Below are 21,008 nucleotides of genomic sequence, written 5' to 3' on the forward strand. Positions count from 1 at the left end.
TTATTCGGCAGAAATTGTAATTTTATCAGTTATTAACAATCGACTGTAATTTTGGAAGCAAAAAACATAATTTTCAACAAGCTGGAAGGCTTTATTAAGAAGTACTATACCAACGAATTAATAAGGGGTAGTATCTTTTTTATAGGGCTTGGACTTTTATATTTTATATTCACTTTACTGGTTGAATATTTTTTATGGCTGTCTACAACCTGGCGAAGTATTTTGTTTTGGCTGTTTATTGCTGTTGAGATTTTTCTGCTTCTGCGATTTATATTATTCCCTGTTTTTAAATTATTCAAATTACAAAAGGGTATAGATTATAAACAGGCATCTTCCATTATTGGGAATCATTTTACTGAGGTTAGTGATAAGCTTACCAATTTCCTTCAGCTTTCTGCAGAGTCTGCTCAGTCAGAATTATTATTGGCTTCTATAGATCAAAAGGCTAAAAACTTACAGCCGGTTCCGTTTACCAATGCCATCAATTTTAAAAAGAATATTAAATACCTGCCTTATGCTGCTATACCTGTGTTATTAATTTTGGTATTTGCATTAAGCGGAAACTCTTCCATATTTACTCAAAGTTTTGACAGAGTAGTGCATTACGACAAGCATTATGCACCACCTGCTCCTTTTGAATTTGTTATTGTAAACAATTCACTTACAGCTCAGCAGGATATAGATTTCCTTTTGAAGGTTAAAACAGTTGGTAATCTTGTACCTGAAAATGCCATGATTACCATTGGCGATGAAAATTATTATTTAGAGAATACTGAACCGGGTATTTTTGAATACAGATTTGAAAAACCATCTAAACCTATTGATTTTCAGTTATCTGCAAACAATGTAACATCTCAGCCGTATAAACTTAATGTCGTTGCTGTACCTACCATCTCTAATTTTGAAATGGTACTTACTTTTCCGGGATATCTTCATAAAAAGGCTGATGTTATTCGTGGAACAGGAAATGCAGTAGTACCGGAAGGGACTAAAGTAACATGGAATATTAGTGCGCTAGCTACCGGTAAGATTGAATGGGTAGGCAAGGAGGGAAGCTCTTTGTTTACAAATACTGATGGTTTGTTTTCAACTTCTAAAACCATACTTAATAATACTGATTATCAGATATTCACATCTAACGATAAGGTAGAACATCATGAAAAACTTCAATATTCCATTACGACAATAAAGGACCAATATCCTACTATTGAAGTTTCATCGGCACCGGATAGCCTCAATCTGAAGAAAGAGATTATACTTGGTCAGGTTTCTGACGATTACGGATTAACAAAACTACAGATAGTTTATTATCCTCAAGGTAACGAAAATGAAGCTCAAAAATTTGTGTTGCCGGTTAAGAAAGAAGTTTTCGATCGTTTTTATTACAGCTTCCCACAAGGGTTAAATGTAAGAAAAGGCGTAAACTATGAATACTACTTTGAAGTGTTTGACAATGATGCAGTACATAATTTCAAGAGTTCTAAATCATCGGTATTCTCTCATAGAGAACTTACCGATGAAGAAAAACAGGAGAAATCTTTACAGGAACAAAACAGTAATATAAACAGTTTAGAGAAGTCTCTTAAAAATCAGGATAAGCAGTTAAGTGAGCTTGATAAGCTTCAAAAAATGAATAAGGAGAAATCTGCACTGGAATACAAAGACCTTAAAAAGGTTGAGGATTTTATTAATCGTCAAAAGATGGTTGAGGAGCGCATGAAAGAATTCTCTAAAAAACTGAATGATAATCTAGATGAATTTAATCCTGAGAAGAAGGATGAGCGTAAGGAAGAGCTGATGAAGCGCTTGGAACAACAGGAAAAAGAAGCTCAGAAAAATGAAAAACTTTTGGAAGAACTGCAAAAGCTTACAGATAAAATAGAGAAGGAAGAACTGTTTGATAAAATGGAAAAGTTCAAACAGAAATCAAAAAGTCAGACAAAAAGCTTAGAGCAACTGGTGGAACTTACCAAGCGTTTTTACGTAGAAAAGAAGGCAGAACAGATAGCCGATGAACTTGAAAAGCTTGGTGAAAAACAGGAACAGCTGGCTGATGATAAAGAAAATTCTGCTGAGAAACAGGAAGCGATAAATAAGGAGTTTGACAAGCTTCAAAAAGAAATGCGCGATCTTGAAAAGCAAAATGAGGAGCTTAAAAAACCAATGGATATTCCTACTGATAAAGCAGAGGAGGAAAACATTGAACAGGATATGCAAAAAGCAACTGACGATTTAAAACAGGATAATAAACAGAAAGCATCACCTAAACAAAAATCTGCAGGACAAAAAATGAAGCAGATGAGTGGCAAAATGATGCAATCTATGATGATGGGTGGTATGGAGCAAATGGAAGAAGATGTAAAAATGCTTCGTCAGATTCTTGATAACCTTTTGGCCTATTCCTTTTCACAGGAAAGTGTTATGGAACAGTTCAGGAAATCATCTTCAGGCTCGCCATCATTCAGTAAATATCTTATAAAACAACAGGACTTAAAACAACAGTTCCGCCATGTAGACGATAGTCTTTTTGCTATGTCTTTACGTAATCCTAAAATTACCGAACAGATAACTCAGGAGGTAGGAAACGTGCATTATTATGTTGATAAGGCTTTGAGCGATCTTGCTGAAAATATTATTCCCCGAGGTGTTTCTAACCAACAGTATGCTGTAACTTCTGCTAATAAACTGGCCGATTATTTAAGTGATGTTCTTAATAATATGCAGATGCAAATGCAGGGATCTGGCATGGGTCAGTCTAAACCAGGGCAGGGTCAAAGTGGTATGCAGCTCAAAGATATTATCCAGAAACAACAGGGACTATCAGAAGAGATGCAAAAAGGTATGCAGAAAAACGGAAAGCAGGAAGGAGAACAACCGGGTGATAGTAAAGACGGTAAAAAGCCAGGACAATCTGGTGAAGGCGGACAGGATGGTGAAGGTAATGCAGGAGATCTTTTAGAGATATATAAAGAACAACAGCAACTTCGTGAAGCTTTAGAAAAAGCTCTTGAAAAAGAAGGAATGGGAGGTAATGGCCAGCGTGCTTTACAGCAGATGAAAGATATAGAGAAGCAATTACTTAATAAAGGTTTTAAGAATGAAACCCTTCAAAAAATGCTTAATCTTAAGTACGAACTTTTAAAGCTTGATAAGGCAATGCAACAGCAGGGTGAAGAGAACAAACGTCAGTCGCAAACCAATACTAAAGAGTTTGATAATAATGCTAATGCTATTCCCGATGAACTAAAAGATTATCTGAATAGTGTAGAGATTTTAAACAGACAAAGTTTACCTTTGCGCCCAAATTTTAACCAAAGGGTACAAACCTATTTTAAAAACAATGATTAGCTTTAATTACGAAACCGATTTTGAACTTGAAAATGAATCTCAATATGAAGATTGGGTTTCAGAGATTATAGAGTCTGAGGATAAAACCGAAGGAGAAATCAATTACATTTTTTGTGATGATGAATATCTTTTACAAAAGAATATTGAGTTTTTAAACCACGATACCTTAACTGATATTATCAGCTTCGATTATACTATGGGTAACCTTATTAGCGGAGATATTTTTATTTCTGTTGAAAGGGTAAAGGATAATGCCAAAGATTTTAATGTTGCTTTTGAAGATGAACTTCGCAGGGTAATGGCTCATGGCATACTTCATTATTGCGGTTATAAAGATAAATCGGAAGAAGATTCTGCTTTGATGCGTGATAAGGAAAACGAAAAAATGAATCTGTTTAACCAATAATAACTATTAAAATTCACCTTACATGAAGGCTTTTTTTTCTTTAGCATTGCTTGCTACTTCGTCAGTTTTTTCTCAAAATTTACCAGTTGACTTATCGTTTGATCAGGGGTCGGGTTTTGATTCTACGTCTGTTATTTCTACACTTTCACAACTTCAAAATGGAAAGATATTTATAGGAGGGAGTTTTTCCTCTTATAATAATTCTAATGTAGATAACATGGTTTTGTTAAGTGAGGATGGTGTTATAGATACTAACTTTATTTGTAATGATTGCATTAATGGTAATGTTACAGCATCTGTAATTCAGTCTGATCAAATTATTCTTGGAGGTACTTTTACAGCTTTTAACGGAGTTGAAAGAAAGTACATTGCCAGAATTGATGACGACGGTTCGCTTGATGAATCTTTCAACTTGACTACTTCTTTACCTTCTGATGTAGCCTCTGCGAATATAACTCAGTTATCCGTTGTAAATAATAAGATATATTTATCAGGAGCTTTTTACAATTCTTCTTTTCAGGCAATATTTAATCCTGTTATAAGATTAAATCTCGATGGTAGTATTGATGAATCCTTTCAATTTGATCAATCTCTTGATAAAAGACTTGTTACAGCGTTTAGTGTTCAGACTGACGGGAGTGTTGTTTTTGTTAGCAAAACTTCTGGAGTTTTCAAACTTAATGAAAATGGAAGTATAGATGATACATTTCAGTTTGAGTCTTTATTTCTATCAACACCAAGTGCTATATGTGTTTTACCCGATGGAAAGTTTCTTTTAGGAGGAAGGTTTGTTAATGAGGCTCAGGAGTCTTTTGTCCTTATGAGATACAATTCAAATGGTTCATTAGACGAGACATTTAATGCTTTTGAGTTTAATTTTCTAGAGACTTTAGACGGTGTTTTCTCAATAGAAAAGTTTGGGAGTAATTATCTTGCTACAGGTCGTTTTACTGATTATGATGGTGTTGATGACTTTATAGGGATTAATGCTGACGGAGTTGTTAATTACGAATTTATTGTTGGCGGATTAACATCTTATCCTAATGTTTCAGATACTGCTTACGGTTCAAAGCTATTAGGTCTTTCTTCAGGAAAAATACTTTTGGCAGGTCAATTTGGTAAAGTTAATAATACCATTTTGCGTAATCTAGTTTGTTTAGATGCGCTAGGTTTAGGGGTTGCAGGTTTTATTAATGATAATCATTTGTCTGTTTATTATGATGATAATAATTGCAATTTCACTTCATTGTCAGAGATTATTACGACTGTTGAAATCTTTGATCTTTCCGGCAGATTAGTCGCTTCAGACAATGTTAATTCATACAGGTACAGCTATCAATTAGAAAATAATAGCATACTTTTGTATCGCCTTACAATGAATGATGGTAAAATTTATACAGGCAAAATGATTAATTAATGTTTCACGTGAAACATTTTACATGTCAAATCTAGGAGCGTTCCACGTGGAACAGTTTTAGTTTGAAAGAAAAATATATAAACGTTCCACGTGGAACGTTTGAGTGAGGAGAAAATTTTTTAGACGTTCCACGTGGAACAGAATAGGAGAATATAGAGAAATGTTTCAGGATGTTTATGATGTAATTGTAGTAGGTGCAGGGCATGCCGGAAGTGAGGCTGCTGCTGCTGCTGCTAATATGGGTTCAAAAACGCTTTTGGTTACCATGAGTTTGCAAAACATTGCACAAATGTCTTGTAACCCGGCTATGGGCGGTATAGCAAAAGGCCAAATCGTGCGAGAAATTGATGCTTTGGGCGGATATTCCGGAATTGTGTCAGACAAGACGGCAATCCAGTTCAAGATGCTCAATAAATCAAAGGGGCCTGCTATGTGGAGTCCAAGGGTGCAGAGTGACCGTATGCGTTTTGCTGAAGAGTGGAGAACGATGTTGGAACAAACTCCAAATCTTGATTTTTATCAGGAAATGATTTCCGGAATTCTTATTGAGAACGGAAAAGTAACAGGGGTGAAAACTTCTCTTGGGATTGAAATCAAAGCTAAGTCGGTTGTGTTAACAAACGGAACCTTTTTAAACGGATTGATTCATATTGGAGAAAAACAGTTTGGTGGAGGCAGAGCAGGAGAGGGAGCCTCATATGGTATAACTGAAGATTTAATTAAGGCAGGTTTTGATGCCGGAAGAATGAAAACGGGAACACCGCCGCGTGTAGATGGTCGTTCTCTTGATTATTCTAAAATGATAGAACAACCGGGAGATGAAAACCCTGATAAGTTTTCATATTCTGATATAACAAGGCCATTAACGCATCAGCGTGCCTGTCATATGACGTATACGTCAGAACTGGTTCACGATTTACTTCGTGAAGGCTTTGACCGTTCGCCAATGTTTAACGGAAGGATTAAAAGTTTAGGCCCGCGTTACTGTCCTTCTATTGAAGATAAAATTAACCGTTTTGCAGACAAAGACCGTCACCAACTTTTTGTTGAGCCGGAAGGCTGGAATACGGTAGAGGTTTATGTGAACGGATTTTCTACCTCTTTGCCGGAGGATGTTCAGTTTAAAGCTTTGCGTTCTGTTGCCGGATTTGAGAATGTAAAATTCTTCCGCCCGGGTTACGCTATAGAATATGATTATTTTCCGCCTACGCAGTTAAAGCATACGCTTGAAACGAAGGTAGTGGAGAATTTATATTTTGCAGGACAGATTAACGGAACTACAGGATATGAAGAGGCGGCTTCTCAAGGTTTAATGGCTGGTATTAATGCACACCTTAAAGTACATGATAAAGCACCGTTTGTTTTAAAACGTAATGAAGCTTATATAGGGGTACTTATAGATGATCTTATTACTAAAGGAACTGAAGAGCCTTACAGGATGTTTACCTCTAGGGCTGAATACAGAACTTTGCTTCGTCAGGATAATGCCGATTTCAGGTTAACGCCGTTGTCTTATGAAATTGGTTTAGCTAAAGAAGACCGTTTACGTAAAATGGAGAAGAAACGTGATGAATCAGATGCGTTTGTAAATTTCTTTAAAGAAACGAGTGTTAAGGTTGCTGAGGCAAATCCTATTTTAGAATCTAAAGGATCAGCACCAATTGTACAGCCTGATAAAATGTTTAAAGTTTTTTCCCGTCCGCAATTAGATCTTGAAGATATTCTTAAATTCGAAAAAGTTCAGGAATATATCAAAGAAAACAATTTGGACAAGGAAGTTATTGAGCAGGCTGAAATCCAGGTTAAATATTCCGGATATATAGAGAAGGAAAAAAACAATGCCGATAAGCTTAATAGGTTAGAGGATGTAAAAATCCCTCAGAATTTTGATTACGACAAAATAAAGTCTCTTTCTTATGAAGCGAGAGAAAAAATGAAAAAAATAAGACCGGTTACAATTTCACAGGCATCTCGCATTAGTGGAGTGTCTCCAAGTGATGTTTCGGTACTATTAATACACATGGGAAGATAATATGAAAAATATGTTTCACGTGGAACGCTATAATAAAACCCTTTTTTATAAAGGGTTTTTTCTGTTTTTATTAAGTGTTGTAATTTTATCCTGTAGTACGCCAAGGTATGCAGTTGATGTTTCTGATTATGTTTTGCTGGAAGACGGAAAACATGTAATGGGAACTGAAAAAGGGTTAACCGCTTTTCTTTTTCAAAATCAGCCAGCAAAAAAAACTTTTAACGAGTTCTTAGCAGAAAAGTACAAATTAGGCAAATTCACGGAAATTGAATACTGGACAACTATAGACGGAACTAAGTTTAAAGTAATGCTGTACACACAGGATGAATTAAACAAATATTTTGACACAACAGATTTTGTTGCATCTAATAGAGTGCCTGAAAATGCTGTGGTAGGATCTCAGGTTAAGTTTTTGGCTATTTCTGTAGTTAATGAATTTAATGAAGACTGCCTTGCAGATGATTCCCTTTTTAAAAATGTAGTTATAAAATATTTAAAAGACCTTAAAGACCAATACGACAATTTATAATGAACTTTTCTGAAAACAAGGTTTATCTTACTGTAAAAGATTATTCTGTATCGGGTGAAGAATTTCAACTTCTAATTGATGAGGAATTGGAACTGCTTAAAACACATCCGCAGCCATCTCTTGAAAATTTAGGGAGTTATTATGAAAGCGATGATTATATTTCCCATACTGACGGAAAACGCTCTCTTTTTGAAAAATTATACCATGTTGTAAAGCAAAAGGCGCTTAGAGATAAAATAAGTATAGTTAATGCCAACCAAACCCAAAAAGGTAAACTTTTAGATATTGGAGCCGGAACCGGAGATTTTTTAGTAACTGCAAAAAACAGTGGTTGGGAGACTTTAGGAATTGAACCAAGCGAAAAAGCTAAAAAAATTGCGCTTTCTAAAGGAATTTCATTCAAAAATGATATTAAAGAGATTGAAAATGCCTCTTTTGACGTGGTTACTATGTGGCATGTATTGGAACATGTTCCTGATATTCAGCAACATATAGCAGAATTAAAGCGTATTTTGAAGCCTAACGGACTAATAATCATAGCAGTTCCTAATTATAAAAGTTATGATGCAGGATATTATGGTAAATTTTGGGCGGCTTATGATGTACCAAGACACCTTTGGCATTTTTCTAAAAAAGCAATAGCACATCTTTTTGCAAAAGAAGATTTAGAAGTAAAAAAAATCCTGCCAATGAAATTTGACAGTTTTTATGTAAGTCTGCTTTCCGAAAAATACAAAACCGGAAAAATGAATTTTGTGAACGGATTTTTAATTGGTTTGAGATCTAATGTGAAAGCAGCACGCAATTTTGAATACTCATCACATATTTATATCATAAAACAGGCTAAAAATTAAATAAAAGCTGTTTAAGGCTGTTTTGAGTTGTTTAATAAGGAAATACCTTTCCTTTTTTTAAAACGTTTTTACAAGCGATTTATACAGGTCGATTTTAATATAATACCTTTATAGGAAAGCCATTTCTGCATAAAGAATATTTATAGCTTAAAAAATGGCAATAATTTTAATAAAAACTTGTTTTTGGAACTTTAGAACGAATTATTACTTTTACCGAAATTTTAAAAATTAAAAGACCGCAAATGAAAAAATCATTATTAATACTTGGCCTGGCTGTTACACTTTTTTCGTGCAACAAAAATGAAGGAACTGTAACAGAATTTAAAACTGCTTATGTTGACACTCAAAAGCTAATGGAAGAATCGAAAGAATTAAAAGATCTTGAGTCCAGAAGTAAAGTTAAGCAGGAGGAAATGGGCAGGGAGCTTGATGATAAAGTTCAAAAACTTAAACTTGATTATGCAAGTGCACAAAATGAAGCACAGCGTAAAGGTCCTCAATGGGCCCAGCTTAAAGCTCAGGAGTTTCAGAGAAGAGAGCAGGAGATTGGTGTGATGCAGGAAACGATGATCAAACAGTTTCAGGAAGAGTTTGGTTCTCAAAGTGATACTATCCGTAAAGCGATGAGAGAATACATTAAAGATTACGGTAAGAAGAACGGTTATGATTATATTTATGGTACTGGTGATGCAGTATCTATTATTTATGCAAAAGATGCATATGATATCACTGAAGATATAATCAAAGCTCTTAATGAAAAGTATAGCGGCAATAAAACTACTATTGAACCAACAGAAGAAAAAGCAGCAACTACAGAGAAAGAAGAGCCTGCAAAAAAATAATAAAATTTTATCTTAGTTAAAAAGCTCCCTTTATGGGAGCTTTTTTATTGTCATAATTTTTAGAATACGTATTTTCGGGAACGAATAATTACACGCCAAATGGAAAGCTTATCTACAGCAGCAGAGTATACCTTACGCTTTATAAATCAAACTAATAGGTCAATTTTTTTAACAGGTAAGGCCGGTACCGGTAAAACAACCCTGTTAAAGGAAATTATACGCACTACACACAAAAATGTAGTAGTTGTGGCACCCACAGGTATTGCAGCTCTTAATGCGGGCGGCGTAACTATACATTCCATGTTTCAGTTGCCATTTGCAGGCTTTATACCCGATAATACTTTACCGCATATAACTGATTCTGTACGCTTTGAGAATAAAGACAGCCTTAGAAGGCACTTTAAAATGCGCGGTGATAAGCAGGCGGTAATCAAAAACATGGAACTTCTCGTTATAGACGAAGTTAGTATGCTGCGTGCCGATCTGCTTGACGCTATGGATTTTATGCTTCGAAGCGTGCGTCATAAAGATATTCCTTTTGGAGGTGTACAGGTATTGTTTATTGGAGACTTATTACAGCTTCCTCCGGTGGTTAAAAATGAGGAATGGGAAGTGTTAAGCCAGTACTACAGAGGTAAGTATTTCTTTCATTCTCATGTGGTTAGCCAAAATCCGCCGCTGTATATTGAGCTTTCAAAAATATACAGACAAACTGATGACGACTTTATTTCTATACTTAATAACCTGAGAAACAACGTAATAACACGTGATGACATTGCTGTTTTAAACAATTATGTTGATCCGGCGTTTGATTTGGAAAAAAATCCGGGTTTTATTACGCTTACTACACACAATGCCAAAGCAGACAGCATTAATGCCAAGGCACTGGATAAGCTTGATGAAAAGGAATATGTTTTTGAACCTGAAATAGTGGGCGACTTTCCGGAGAAAATATATCCGGTGGAGGAAGAACTTAAGCTTAAGAAAGGGGCTCAGGTAATGTTCATTAAAAACGACCTTTCTCCGGATAAGAATTACTTTAACGGAAAGATAGGGGTGATCAAATCGTTATCGGACGAGGAAATATTAGTGCATTTTCCGGAAGAAGACCTTACCATTGAAGCCGACAAGTACGAGTGGAAGAATGTTCGCTATCACGTTAATGAAAATACTAAGGAAATAGAGGAGGAGGTATTAGGTACTTTCGTTCATTATCCGTTAAAACTGGCATGGGCTATAACGGTGCACAAAAGCCAGGGATTAACCTTTGACAAGGCTGCGCTTGATGTATCGGGCGTTTTCCTGCCGGGACAGGCCTATGTCGCTCTTTCGCGTTTACGTTCGTTAAACGGCCTTATTTTGCTTTCTCAGCTACAAATGAATGGTCTTAGTAACGATCTTGATGTTATGGACTATGCTTCCTCAAAAGTAAAAGAGGAGCAGATGGAGCATTTTCTTCAAAAGGATACGTTACGATTTATTTTTAACTATCTGAAAAACAGCTTCGATTGGGACGAACTGGTTGATGTGTGGCAGCGCCACAGGCTAACCTATCTGCACGAAGGTAAAAAGTCACTCAAATTCAAATACAGGGAATGGGCTCATGAATCGGAAGAAAGGATAAAAAAGATGCACGAGCCGGGGCACAAGTTTATTAGCCAGCTTGCCAAATTGTTTTCCGTGGAACAACCCGATATGAAATTTGTTGCTGAAAGGGTAGAGGCGGCCTACAATTATTTTTATCCTGTTATGGATAAACTGGTTACGGGTATTCTTCAAAAAATTGAGGAGATAAAAAGACTAAGAAAGGCAAAAGGTTTTTATGAGGAGCTAAGTGAGTTGGAGGAACTACAAACCTATACTGTAATTAGGCTTATGAAGGCCAAACGCTTAATGGAAGTGGTGCTTAACGAAGAAGAAATCGTAAAGGAGAATCTTATCACTCCGCAAATACACTCTTACAGGCTTAAAAAGCTGGAAGCTATACGTAAGAATATCAAGGATAACCCTATTACCCTGCTGGAAGAGGATACTGAAGATTATGAAACAGAGCGTTATCCGGCCAAAAAGAAAAAGGAACCTAAAAAATCTACGCTGGAAGAAACCTTTGAGCTTTGGGAACAAAACCTTAGCATTGCCGAAATTGCAAGGATAAGGAAGCTGACAGAAACCACTGTGTTAAGTCATTTTGCGGGATTAATACAGATTGGTAAAATGAGTATTGAAAAAGTATTGCCGGAAGACAAGATTAAAGCACTTGCCGAAGCCTTTAAGGATTTTGACGGAGAATCGCTTACATCGTTAAAAGAAAAATATGGCGACAACTTTACCTGGGGAGAGTTGCGCCTGTATAAGGCAAGCCTTAAAAACGAATAAAAAGAAAGCCCCAATAAGGGGCTTTTATATTAATAATTAAAATTCTAAATACTATAGCCAGCTTAAAAGCAGTACTGTGGGAATGAAATATATTACGATAGTTCTTGCCCCATCATAATCTTTAGCCATACGCTGGCCTAAAAGAAGAAGCAACAATGTAATAGATGATAAAACGGCTGCATAATATGCAAATTGCGTTGCTGTTCCGCCTTTCATTAGCATTTCTATAATACCTATTACGGCAAAAGCCCCAGCAACTACCTCAAGTACAAGTACTAAAAGTAAAGCAGCCGGAACCTGGTTTTTAATAGCGCTTTGGGCAAAATGTCCTTTAAGCCATTCCACATTACCTTTCCAGTCGGTTACTTTATCATAGCCTGACTGAATGAAAGTGATGGCGAGAAATGCAAGAATGATAATAATAGCTGGTGTCATAATTTTATTTTTTATGAATTAATCGCGTTAGTTTAATAGAAAGGTCGGTTAAAATTATTTTTGCATTACCGTTTCGTTCAATGTGGTAAATAGCATCCGACAGTTCTTTAAAGATATCGTTTATATTATTTCCGTTTACAAACGGTGCAAAATTTTCAAGTTTGAACTTCTCTACCGATGGTTCCATGAAAACCAGTTCTTTGGCATTGTAATTTAAAAGCAATGCCTGGCGAAACATATCAATACAAAAATGCAGGAATTGTTTTTGGGCCTCTCGGCCAATTGATGATATCTGTTCGCTCCATTCAATAAGATTCTGTATGGCTGCCGCATTTCCCTTTGCGCGAAAAGCCGCCCTTACCCATTGTACAAACCATTGTTCAAAAGGATTACCCCCGGTATCTTTGTTTAAAAGCTGTAGTGCCTTATTATAATTTCCCTGAGCCTGATGCGCAATTTTTAAAGCTTCGTTAGGGTCAAGATTTTGTTGGAAAACCAAAGCATCGGCAATAGCCTGCTCACTTAAGCCGCCGAAATGAAGTATCTGGCAACGGGATAAAATGGTTTGCAGTATATCATCATCACTTTCGGCAATAAGGATAAAAACAGTTTTTTGCGGAGGCTCTTCCAATAACTTAAGCAATTTGTTTGCTGTGGCTACGTTCATCTTATCTGCCATCCAGATAATCATTACTTTGTAACCTCCTTCATAAGACTTTAAGGATAGTGATTTTACAATTTCGTGAGCCTCATCAACACCAATCTGTCCCTGTTTGTTTTGAATATCAATTTTTCTGTACCAGTCAAAAAGGCTTCCGTAAGGATTTTCTGTAATGAACTCTCTCCAGTATTTTAAAAAGTTGGCACTTACAGGATGGCTTTTTACCTCACCGTTTGTGGCTACCGGAAATACAAAATGAAGATCGGGGTGCGAAAAATTCTGGAATTTTAAATTGCAGGCAGCATTTCCGTTATTGTTTTCACCTTCGGTATTACTGCATAAAATATACTGGGCATAGGCTATTGCCATAGGTAAAGTTCCGGAGCCTTCGGCTCCAATGAACAATTGTGCATGCGGAATTCTTGAAGAATCTGCACTTTTAGTCAAATGGCTTTTAATATGTTCCTGGCCTAATATATCTGAAAAAAGCATAGGGCAAATATAGAAGAATTTGTGGGATGTAACGGTACAGAATTATGTTATATGTAATATGCGTATTCTATAGTAACGGGGGGATACAATTTTGTTTTTCTCATTTTCATAACTACATAAAACTACTTTTTGTAAAAGGCTATTAGTAAGAACTTTTCCAAAAGAAAGAGTTTCAAATACTGCCTGGCTATCTAAAAAACAGATATTTATGCCGTTTTCAAAAACAGATTAATTATCAAATGATTAACTTTGTTAATTAACAAGGGTATCTTAATTTTATTTTAAAATAATTAAGGGAAAAAACTATATTTGCGTTTAACCAAATTTAAACAATATTTAAAATACACCATGAAGACCCTTAATGACTTTGATTTTAAAGGCAAGAAAGCAGTAATAAGAGTAGACTTTAACGTACCTCTTGACGACAATTTTAACGTAACCGATGACACAAGGATTGTAGCTGCCAAGCCAACAATAGATAAAATCTTAAAAGACGGGGGAAGTGCCATTTTAATGTCGCATCTTGGAAGACCAAAAGGTAAAGAAGAAAAATATTCACTTAAACATATAGTTGCAAAAACAAGTGAGGTTCTTGGAGTTAACGTAAAATTTGTTAACGATTGTATTGGAGCTGAAGCTGAACAGGCAGCAGCCGATTTAAAACCGGGAGAAGTACTTCTTTTAGAAAACTTACGTTTTTATAATGAAGAGGAAGCAGGTGACGAAAATTTTGCAAAAAAACTTGCCGATTTAGGCGATATTTATGTTAACGATGCCTTTGGTACGGCACACCGTGCACATGCATCTACAACAATAATTGCAAAGTTTTTCCCTGAAAATAAGTGTTTTGGCTCACTTCTTGCTAAAGAGATAGAAAGTCTTAACAAAGTTTTAAATGATAGCAAGAAACCTGTTACGGCTGTTTTAGGAGGTTCTAAAGTATCCTCTAAAATTACGGTTATTGAAAATATTCTTGATAAAGTAGATCACATGATTATTGGAGGAGGGATGACATTTACTTTTATTAAAGCTCAGGGAGGTAAGATAGGCGACTCAATTTGTGAGGACGACAAACTGGATCTTGCCCTTGAGATTATGGCAAAAGCCAAAGAAAAAAATGTACAGTTACACATACCGGTAGATGTTATTGCTGCGGATGCTTTTAGCAATGACGCAAATACTAAAATTACCGATGTTTCTGCTATTCCTGATGGCTGGCAAGGTCTTGATGCCGGACCAAAATCGCTGGAAAATTTCAAAAAAGTAATACTGGATTCCAAAACCATTTTATGGAATGGGCCTCTTGGGGTTTTCGAAATGGAGAACTTTTCAAAAGGTACTATAGAGCTTGGTAATTTTATTGCCGAAGCTACAGAAAAAGGAGCTTTCTCTCTTGTAGGAGGGGGGGACTCTGTTGCTGCTGTTAAGCAGTTTGGCCTTGAGCCGAAAATGAGCTATGTATCTACCGGAGGTGGTGCAATGCTTGAAATGCTGGAAGGAAGAACGCTTCCGGGTATCGCTGCCATTTTAGAATAGTGGGAGTGTTAAAATTTATACGATTAACGAGAAACTAAAGTTATACCATACATTGTTACTTTGTAATACATTGTAATTTAACTGCTTAATAAGTAAATTATGAATAAAAAAAGAACATTGTCTTTGCTGTTGGCAGCATTTTCGATTGGAGCTTTTGCACAGGAAACGGCAGAAGCTGACATACAAATTAAACCAGTTATAAAGATGTCCTTCCTGGACTCTGTAAAATCGGGTTTTGTACGCCATGAGGAAATGAGATGTATCGACAGCCTATGGATGAAGGAGCTTGCAAACAATGATTTGTTTGAAGACATGCAGGAGGATATAGAAAGGTTAAACCCCGATGACGATGTAACTTTTGACCTGTCTACAGAACTACTTCAGCAAAGACTGAAAGAAATGGACGCTAAGTCGCCATTTAACATTGAGTACAGTAAAGGCCTTGAGAACATTATTAAATCTTATTTAAAAAACAGGCCAAAAGGCTTTGAGCGCCTTATGGCTATTTCCCAGTACTATTTCCCGATGTTTGAAGAACATTTGGCGAAATATGATGTGCCTATCGAAATTAAGTACCTGGCTGTTATCGAGTCGGCACTTAACCCAAGAGCAAAATCAAGGGTTGGTGCAACCGGTTTGTGGCAGTTTATGTACCCTACAGGTAAGCAGTATAATCTTGAGGTAAACTCTTATGTGGATGAGCGTTGCGACCCGCTTAAGGCTACCGAAGCTGCATGCCAGTACTTATCAAGCCTGTATAATATTTTTGGCGACTGGGATCTGGTACTTGCATCATACAATGCCGGTCCGGGTAACGTAACTAAGGCTATCCGTAGGTCAAACGGTCATAAAAACTACTGGAACATAAGAAAAAACCTTCCACGTGAAACACAGGGTTATGTTCCTGCATTCCTTGCAACCATGTATATTTATGAATATGGTAAAGAGCACGGTATTAAACCAAGACAGGCTTCAATGACTTATTTTGAGACCGACACTGTTATGGTAAAACGCAAAATGTCGTTCAGGCAGGTTGCTGATTTACTTGATGTACCTGTTGAGGAACTACAGTTCTTAAACCCCATCTATAAACTGGATGTTATTCCTTTTGTTGCAGATGAGCCACATTATTTAAGGTTACCGAAAGACAAGGTAGGATTATTTACCTCTAATGAAACGGCAATCTATGCTTATGTAGATTATGAAGACCTTAAGAGGGAAAGGCCGTACTTTGTTGACGAAGGCGATAAGGAAGCATTAGCTACTATTGGAAAAACGACTAAAGTTAAGACTAAATATCATACCGTTAAGAGAGGTGATGTTTTAGGTAAGATTGCCGATAAATACAATGTATCCATTACAGATTTAAGAAAGTGGAACAAAATTAAAGGCAATACCATTTATGCCGGACAAAAGCTAAAAATTAACGAAACTATTATAGTTAATATACCTCAGGAAACTGCTGTTGCAGCTAAGCCTAAAAAAGCTGCCAAGCCGGAAGTTAAGAAAGAGGCAGAGCCTGAAGTAGCTGAAGCTACTTCAGATGAAGAAACTGCTGTTGCTGTTGCGGATGCTGACACTGAGGAAGCTGAAGAAGTTAAACCGGTTGTTGTTGCTAAGGAAACCAAAAGATCTAAAAGTGTAAACTACGAAGAAGAGCGTTTATATATTGTTCAAAAAGGAGATTCACTTTTCAGTATAGCAAGAAAGCACCCAGGTGTAACTGTTGAAAACCTTAAGGACTGGAATAAGCTTAAGGGCGAAAACATTCAACCGGGAATGAAGCTTAAGGTTAAGTCTGCTATTAACTAAAAAACTGTCATGTCGGGAGCAAAACAAATATTGTATTTTGTTTTTATCCTGTGTATTATCGGCTGTAACAGTGATAATAGCAGTGATAGCAGCGATTCCAATATCAATGAAATTTCTATAATTATAGATGATGTCCTGTGGAACGGCGATGTGGGCGACAGCCTGCGAAAAAAACTCGCCGCTCCCGTAGAGGGCCTCACTCAGGAAGAACCTCTTTTTACCCTTAATCAATACAACGAAAAAGTTTTTGGAGGTAAGCTTACAAAAGGCCGAAACATTATTGTTATCGATAAGGATACCATTAACAGCTTTACCGAAAAGACCAACAGGTACTGCAGGCCACAAAATGTATTTACCATAAGGGGTAAGAATGCACAGGAAATACTTTTTCTTATTGAAATACATGCCGACGAAATAATCAGGGCCATTAAGGAAACCGAAGTTAATGAGAATCAACAGCGAAATATTAAATCGGGATTGGTTAATCATGGTGTTTTCGAAAAGTTTGGGGTTTGCATCAATGTTCCTTCCACCTATACTTATGCCATAAATAACAATGATTTTTTGTGGCTAAAAAAAGATACGCCCGGAGGTAATACCAGCCTGCTATTATACAGGGTACCGTGCAATGTTATTGAAAGAGACAAGACTATTTTGAATAACATTATCAAAATGCGTGATTCTGTTGGGGCAAGGTATATACATGGGCAGGACGATAATACATTTATGGTAACCGAAGAGGCCTATTCTCCGTACTTTTTTACTACAAGCTATCATAATAAAATGGTTTTTGAAACCCGTGGCAACTGGGAAATGAAAAACGATTTTATGAACGGGCCATTTATAAATTATGCCGTTAGGGATGATAAAAACAACAGTTACCTGGTAATTGAAGGATTTATATACAGCCCTTCTTCCCCCAAAAGAGATTTGATTGTAGAACTTGAGTCTATAATCAGGTCTGCAGAATTTCTATGAAACCAATATTCAAAATAAAGCGATTTAACGAACTTTCTTTAACCGAACTATACGAACTCCTGCAATTGCGTAGTGAGGTGTTTGTGGTGGAGCAAAATTGCGTTTATCAGGACATAGATGGTAAAGACATGAAGGCGCTTCATCTTATTGGAGAATATGATGGGAAGATAGTGGCTTATGCTCGATTGTTTTCTGCGGGTTATTATTTTGACAATGCCTCCATAGGAAGGGTTGTAATAGACGAAAAGTATCGTGACCGTAAATGGGGTCATGATTTAATAAAAGAAGCGCTGGAAGGCATTAAAATTCATTTTAATGCTACAGCGGTTACAATCTCTGCGCAGCTTTATCTCAAAAAGTTTTATGAAGCCCACGGCTTTAAACAGGAAGGGGAAGGCTATCTTGAAGACGGCATTCCCCATATAAAAATGAATATTCTGTAAATCTAGATTTTTGTAATTAAAAATTCCACACGCCTGTCAAATTCAGATCCTTTACCAAGAGGCTGGGTGTTCCCATAACCCTTGTAGGTAAGACGTCTAGCAGGAATCTTTTTAGACACCAGGTATTTATAAACGGCATAGGCCCTGTTTTTAGACAATTCCCTTTTTTTGGTATCCATATCAATGGCTTCTTTCTGGAAGGTTGGCGTACAGCATATATGCCCCTGGATTTCAAATTCAAGGTTTTTGTATTTGTGTAGTATCCGGGCAACCTTGTCAAGTTCTTTTCTTGAGGAAAGGGTTAATTTGCTGCTACCCCTGTCAAAAAGGATGTTTCGCATAATTACCCTGTCGCCCACTACCATTTTCTCCTTAAGGGCATCATATACGCCCGGATCTAACGGAGGGGGAGGAAGCGGCTCAAAATTAACCACAACGTCTACACGCCTGTTTTTAGCACGTGCTTCAGATACGTTATCAATATCTTCTTCCAGTAAGATTCTTCCGCGGCCTTCAATGGTAACAATAATCTTGTTTTTAATACCCTTTTCAATCAGCTTGTTTTTAATGGTGTTAGCACGATTGTTAGAAAGCTTAAAGTTGTATTCATCTTTTCCGCGGTCGTCGCAGTACCCAAAAATCTGGATACTTTCTACACGGGTAGTGTCTAATGCCTGAATAAAGGCAACCACGTCGGTAGCCTGTTTTTCTTTCAGGTCAAATTTGTCAAACTCAAAGTAAATTGAGTGTACTACTTCCTCTTGGGAAAATAATGGTTTTGGCAGTAAAAATAATAATAAGATGCAGTAAAAAGGTTTCATTTGTAATTATTAGTTAGGATCTTCAACCCTTGTTAAATGCAGGTCCTCAGGAGGGTGTATCACAATTGGGAACTGCTCTACCTTAACAGAGCTGTTGTCTAGTCCAAATGCACGGCCTTCAGTAAGGCTCACCTTCTTAAGCACAAAGTATATATCAAGGATTATTCTTTCATACCAAGGTAAATCGTTGTCGTAAGACAGGAATTTTTCGATAATCACAAATTTAAAATCACCAATTACATTGTTACGGTTTAGCGATTCATAACGGCTGGTAATATCTACCTCTCCGTTTTTAACCATGTCCCTTACAACGTTCTTAAACATAAGGTTAACCCTTGGTGCCACACGGAAACCAAGATAAAAGTCAACCCTTATCACATCATCTTTCATGATTTCCCTTACACGGTAATCCATACGGTAAGGTTCATCTACCACATTGACATGCACAAACCAGTAAATGTCGGCACGTTTTGGTCTTTTTTGTAATATCGAATATATAATTTTCGATTCTATTTCGTCACTAAACTGAGCGTTAGTTAAGTATACCAGGTGAGTGGCATACTTAGGTATCGACTGATCGTTGCTCAGGTCGGCAAGTACGCTTTTATAGTTGTCAATTTTAGTAAACTCGGTGTACTCGCTGCGTATCTTTTTCGCTGTAAACCAAACTGCCATGATAAACGAAAGCAATCCGGCAATGATGAGCGAAACATATCCTCCGTGGGTAAACTTACTGATATTAGCTATAAAGAACGAAATTTCTATTGAGAAATATACCGCTACGGTAAAGATTATCAGGATTGGATTATAGCGTTTCATGACCATATAATAGCCCAAAAGGGTAGTGGTCATTATCATGCACAGTACGATGGCAAGGCCGTAAGCCGCTTCCATATTACCTGATTCCTTAAAGTGCAGTACTACAAATACACATCCCAGGAATAATAGCCAGTTGACTGACGGAATATACAGCTGTCCCCTAAGTTCTGTAGGGAATTTAACCGACACTTTAGGCCAGAAGTTTAGACGCATTGCCTCACTTATTAGTGTAAACGAACCACTTATTAAAGCTTGCGAAGCTATAACGGCCGCTGAGGTTGCAATGGCAATACCAACGGGTACAAACCAATCTGGCATTAAAAGGTAGAAAGGGTTACCGGGGTTAGAGTTATCGCTTAATTCAGCCAGGGTTTTACCCGAATGAGATATTAGGTAAGCTCCCTGCCCAAAATAGTTTAATACCAGCATGCTTTTTACAAATCCCCAACTGATACGGATGTTGCTTCTTCCACAGTGTCCCATATCGCTGTATAGAGCTTCAGCTCCTGTTGTACAAAGGAAAACAAAGCCCAACACATGGAAACCTTCGGGATGTATTTTCAATAAGTGGAAAGCGTAGTAAGGGTTAAGCGCTTTTAAAACTTCTATGTTTGAGATAAGCGGAATAATACCTAATATTCCCAGCATACCGAACCAAATAAGCATCATAGGCCCGAAAAACTTACCTACCAGCTTAGTACCAAAGCGCTGTATGGCAAAAAGGATAAAAAGGATTCCTATAACGATAGGCACCGTATCCAGTTCCGGATTATAAATCCTTAAACCTTCTATTGCAGATGAAACGGAGATGGGTGGGGTAATAATACCATCGGCCAAAAGGGCGCTACCTCCTATAATGGCGGGAACTATAAGTCCTTTTTTCTTTAATCGTTTTACAAGGGTATAAAGAGAGAAAATACCACCTTCGCCCTTATTATCGGCTTGTAAGGTAAGTATTACATACTTTACTGTGGTTTGCAGTGTAAGTGTCCAGAAGATACAGGAGAGAGCACCAAGAACAATATCCTGCTCTATGGCTTCACCTCCCATTATGGCCTTCATTACATATAAGGGAGAAGTACCTATATCTCCATAAATAATTCCTAAAGTAACAATAAGTCCGCCTAAGGTTACTTTGTTCAAATGTTTGTGACTACTGCTCACGATAACAATAAATTAAAACAGCAAAGGTATATGTTTTTATAAA

Annotated in this window: 16 protein-coding genes; 12 read left to right on the forward strand and 4 right to left on the reverse strand. The window is 36.9% G+C overall.

Annotation, left to right across the window (positions count from 1 at the left end; genetic code table 11):
* Window positions 1–51 precede the first annotated feature (51 nt).
* The 8 genes from FUA48_RS04140 to FUA48_RS04175 all read left to right on the forward strand — a co-directional run bounded on the left by FUA48_RS04140 (window position 52) and on the right by FUA48_RS04175 (window position 11,804).
* Window positions 52–3,348 (forward strand): DUF4175 family protein, encoded by a 3,297-nt coding sequence (locus FUA48_RS04140; protein ID WP_147582372.1) that lies wholly within the window; start codon window positions 52–54, stop codon window positions 3,346–3,348.
* Window positions 3,341–3,754, forward strand: coding sequence for an rRNA maturation RNase YbeY (gene ybeY / locus FUA48_RS04145; protein ID WP_147582373.1), 414 nt, complete (start codon window positions 3,341–3,343; stop codon window positions 3,752–3,754). The genes FUA48_RS04140 and ybeY overlap by 8 nt, the downstream gene beginning before the upstream one ends.
* Before the next feature lie 22 nt (window positions 3,755–3,776).
* Window positions 3,777–5,171, forward strand: a complete 1,395-nt coding sequence (locus tag FUA48_RS04150; RefSeq protein WP_147582374.1) for a hypothetical protein — start codon at window positions 3,777–3,779, stop codon at window positions 5,169–5,171.
* Between the two features lie 160 nt (window positions 5,172–5,331).
* Entirely contained in the window at window positions 5,332–7,203 is a 1,872-nt protein-coding gene (gene mnmG, locus FUA48_RS04155) for a tRNA uridine-5-carboxymethylaminomethyl(34) synthesis enzyme MnmG (RefSeq protein WP_147582375.1), read from the forward strand.
* 1 nt (window position 7,204) lies between these two features.
* A complete protein-coding gene (locus FUA48_RS04160; RefSeq protein WP_147582376.1) occupies window positions 7,205–7,732 on the forward strand; it encodes a hypothetical protein in 528 nt (175 codons plus the stop codon).
* Complete coding sequence (locus FUA48_RS04165) at window positions 7,732–8,586, forward strand: class I SAM-dependent methyltransferase (protein ID WP_147582377.1); 855 nt, start codon at window positions 7,732–7,734, stop codon at window positions 8,584–8,586. Before FUA48_RS04160 ends, FUA48_RS04165 begins: the two co-directional genes overlap by 1 nt.
* Before the next feature lie 242 nt (window positions 8,587–8,828).
* Window positions 8,829–9,428 carry an OmpH family outer membrane protein gene (locus FUA48_RS04170; RefSeq protein WP_147582378.1) on the forward strand — a complete coding sequence of 200 codons (600 nt, stop codon included), beginning with the start codon at window positions 8,829–8,831 and terminating at the stop codon, window positions 9,426–9,428.
* A 99-nt stretch (window positions 9,429–9,527) separates the two neighbouring features.
* Window positions 9,528–11,804, forward strand: a complete 2,277-nt coding sequence (locus FUA48_RS04175) for a helix-turn-helix domain-containing protein (RefSeq protein WP_147582379.1) — start codon at window positions 9,528–9,530, stop codon at window positions 11,802–11,804.
* Between the two features lie 51 nt (window positions 11,805–11,855).
* Here the strand turns inward: FUA48_RS04175 and FUA48_RS04180 are convergent, their stop codons facing one another.
* Both FUA48_RS04180 and FUA48_RS04185 read right to left on the reverse strand, forming a co-directional pair.
* Complete coding sequence (locus FUA48_RS04180) at window positions 11,856–12,242, reverse strand: DoxX family membrane protein (RefSeq protein ID WP_129750607.1); 387 nt, start codon at window positions 12,240–12,242, stop codon at window positions 11,856–11,858.
* A 1-nt stretch (window position 12,243) separates the two neighbouring features.
* Entirely contained in the window at window positions 12,244–13,392 is a 1,149-nt protein-coding gene (locus FUA48_RS04185) for a DNA polymerase III subunit (protein WP_147582380.1), read from the reverse strand.
* A 348-nt stretch (window positions 13,393–13,740) separates the two neighbouring features.
* Here FUA48_RS04185 and FUA48_RS04190 point away from each other — a divergent pair, with 348 nt between their 5' ends.
* From FUA48_RS04190 to FUA48_RS04205, 4 genes are all read left to right on the forward strand, one after another.
* The gene (locus FUA48_RS04190) at window positions 13,741–14,928 is read left to right on the forward strand and encodes a phosphoglycerate kinase (RefSeq protein ID WP_147582381.1); all 1,188 of its coding nucleotides are present in this window, start codon (window positions 13,741–13,743) and stop codon (window positions 14,926–14,928) included.
* Window positions 14,929–15,027: 99 nt separating this feature from the next.
* Window positions 15,028–16,740, forward strand: a complete 1,713-nt coding sequence (locus FUA48_RS04195) for a lytic transglycosylase domain-containing protein (protein ID WP_147582382.1) — start codon at window positions 15,028–15,030, stop codon at window positions 16,738–16,740.
* Between the two features lie 9 nt (window positions 16,741–16,749).
* The gene (locus FUA48_RS04200; protein ID WP_147582383.1) at window positions 16,750–17,718 is read left to right on the forward strand and encodes a DUF4837 family protein; all 969 of its coding nucleotides are present in this window, start codon (window positions 16,750–16,752) and stop codon (window positions 17,716–17,718) included.
* Window positions 17,715–18,161, forward strand: coding sequence for a GNAT family N-acetyltransferase (locus FUA48_RS04205; protein ID WP_147582384.1), 447 nt, complete (start codon window positions 17,715–17,717; stop codon window positions 18,159–18,161). The genes FUA48_RS04200 and FUA48_RS04205 overlap by 4 nt, the downstream gene beginning before the upstream one ends.
* Window positions 18,162–18,163: 2 nt before the next feature.
* Here the strand turns inward: FUA48_RS04205 and FUA48_RS04210 are convergent, their stop codons facing one another.
* Together FUA48_RS04210 and FUA48_RS04215 are read right to left on the reverse strand one after the other, a co-directional pair.
* Window positions 18,164–18,982, reverse strand: coding sequence for an OmpA family protein (locus FUA48_RS04210; protein ID WP_147582385.1), 819 nt, complete (start codon window positions 18,980–18,982; stop codon window positions 18,164–18,166).
* Between the two features lie 9 nt (window positions 18,983–18,991).
* Window positions 18,992–20,965 (reverse strand): KUP/HAK/KT family potassium transporter, encoded by a 1,974-nt coding sequence (locus FUA48_RS04215; protein WP_147582386.1) that lies wholly within the window; start codon window positions 20,963–20,965, stop codon window positions 18,992–18,994.
* Window positions 20,966–21,008: the final 43 nt, after the last annotated feature.

It is taken from the genome of Flavobacterium alkalisoli, assembly GCF_008000935.1.
Lineage (GTDB): Bacteria > Bacteroidota > Bacteroidia > Flavobacteriales > Flavobacteriaceae > Flavobacterium > Flavobacterium alkalisoli.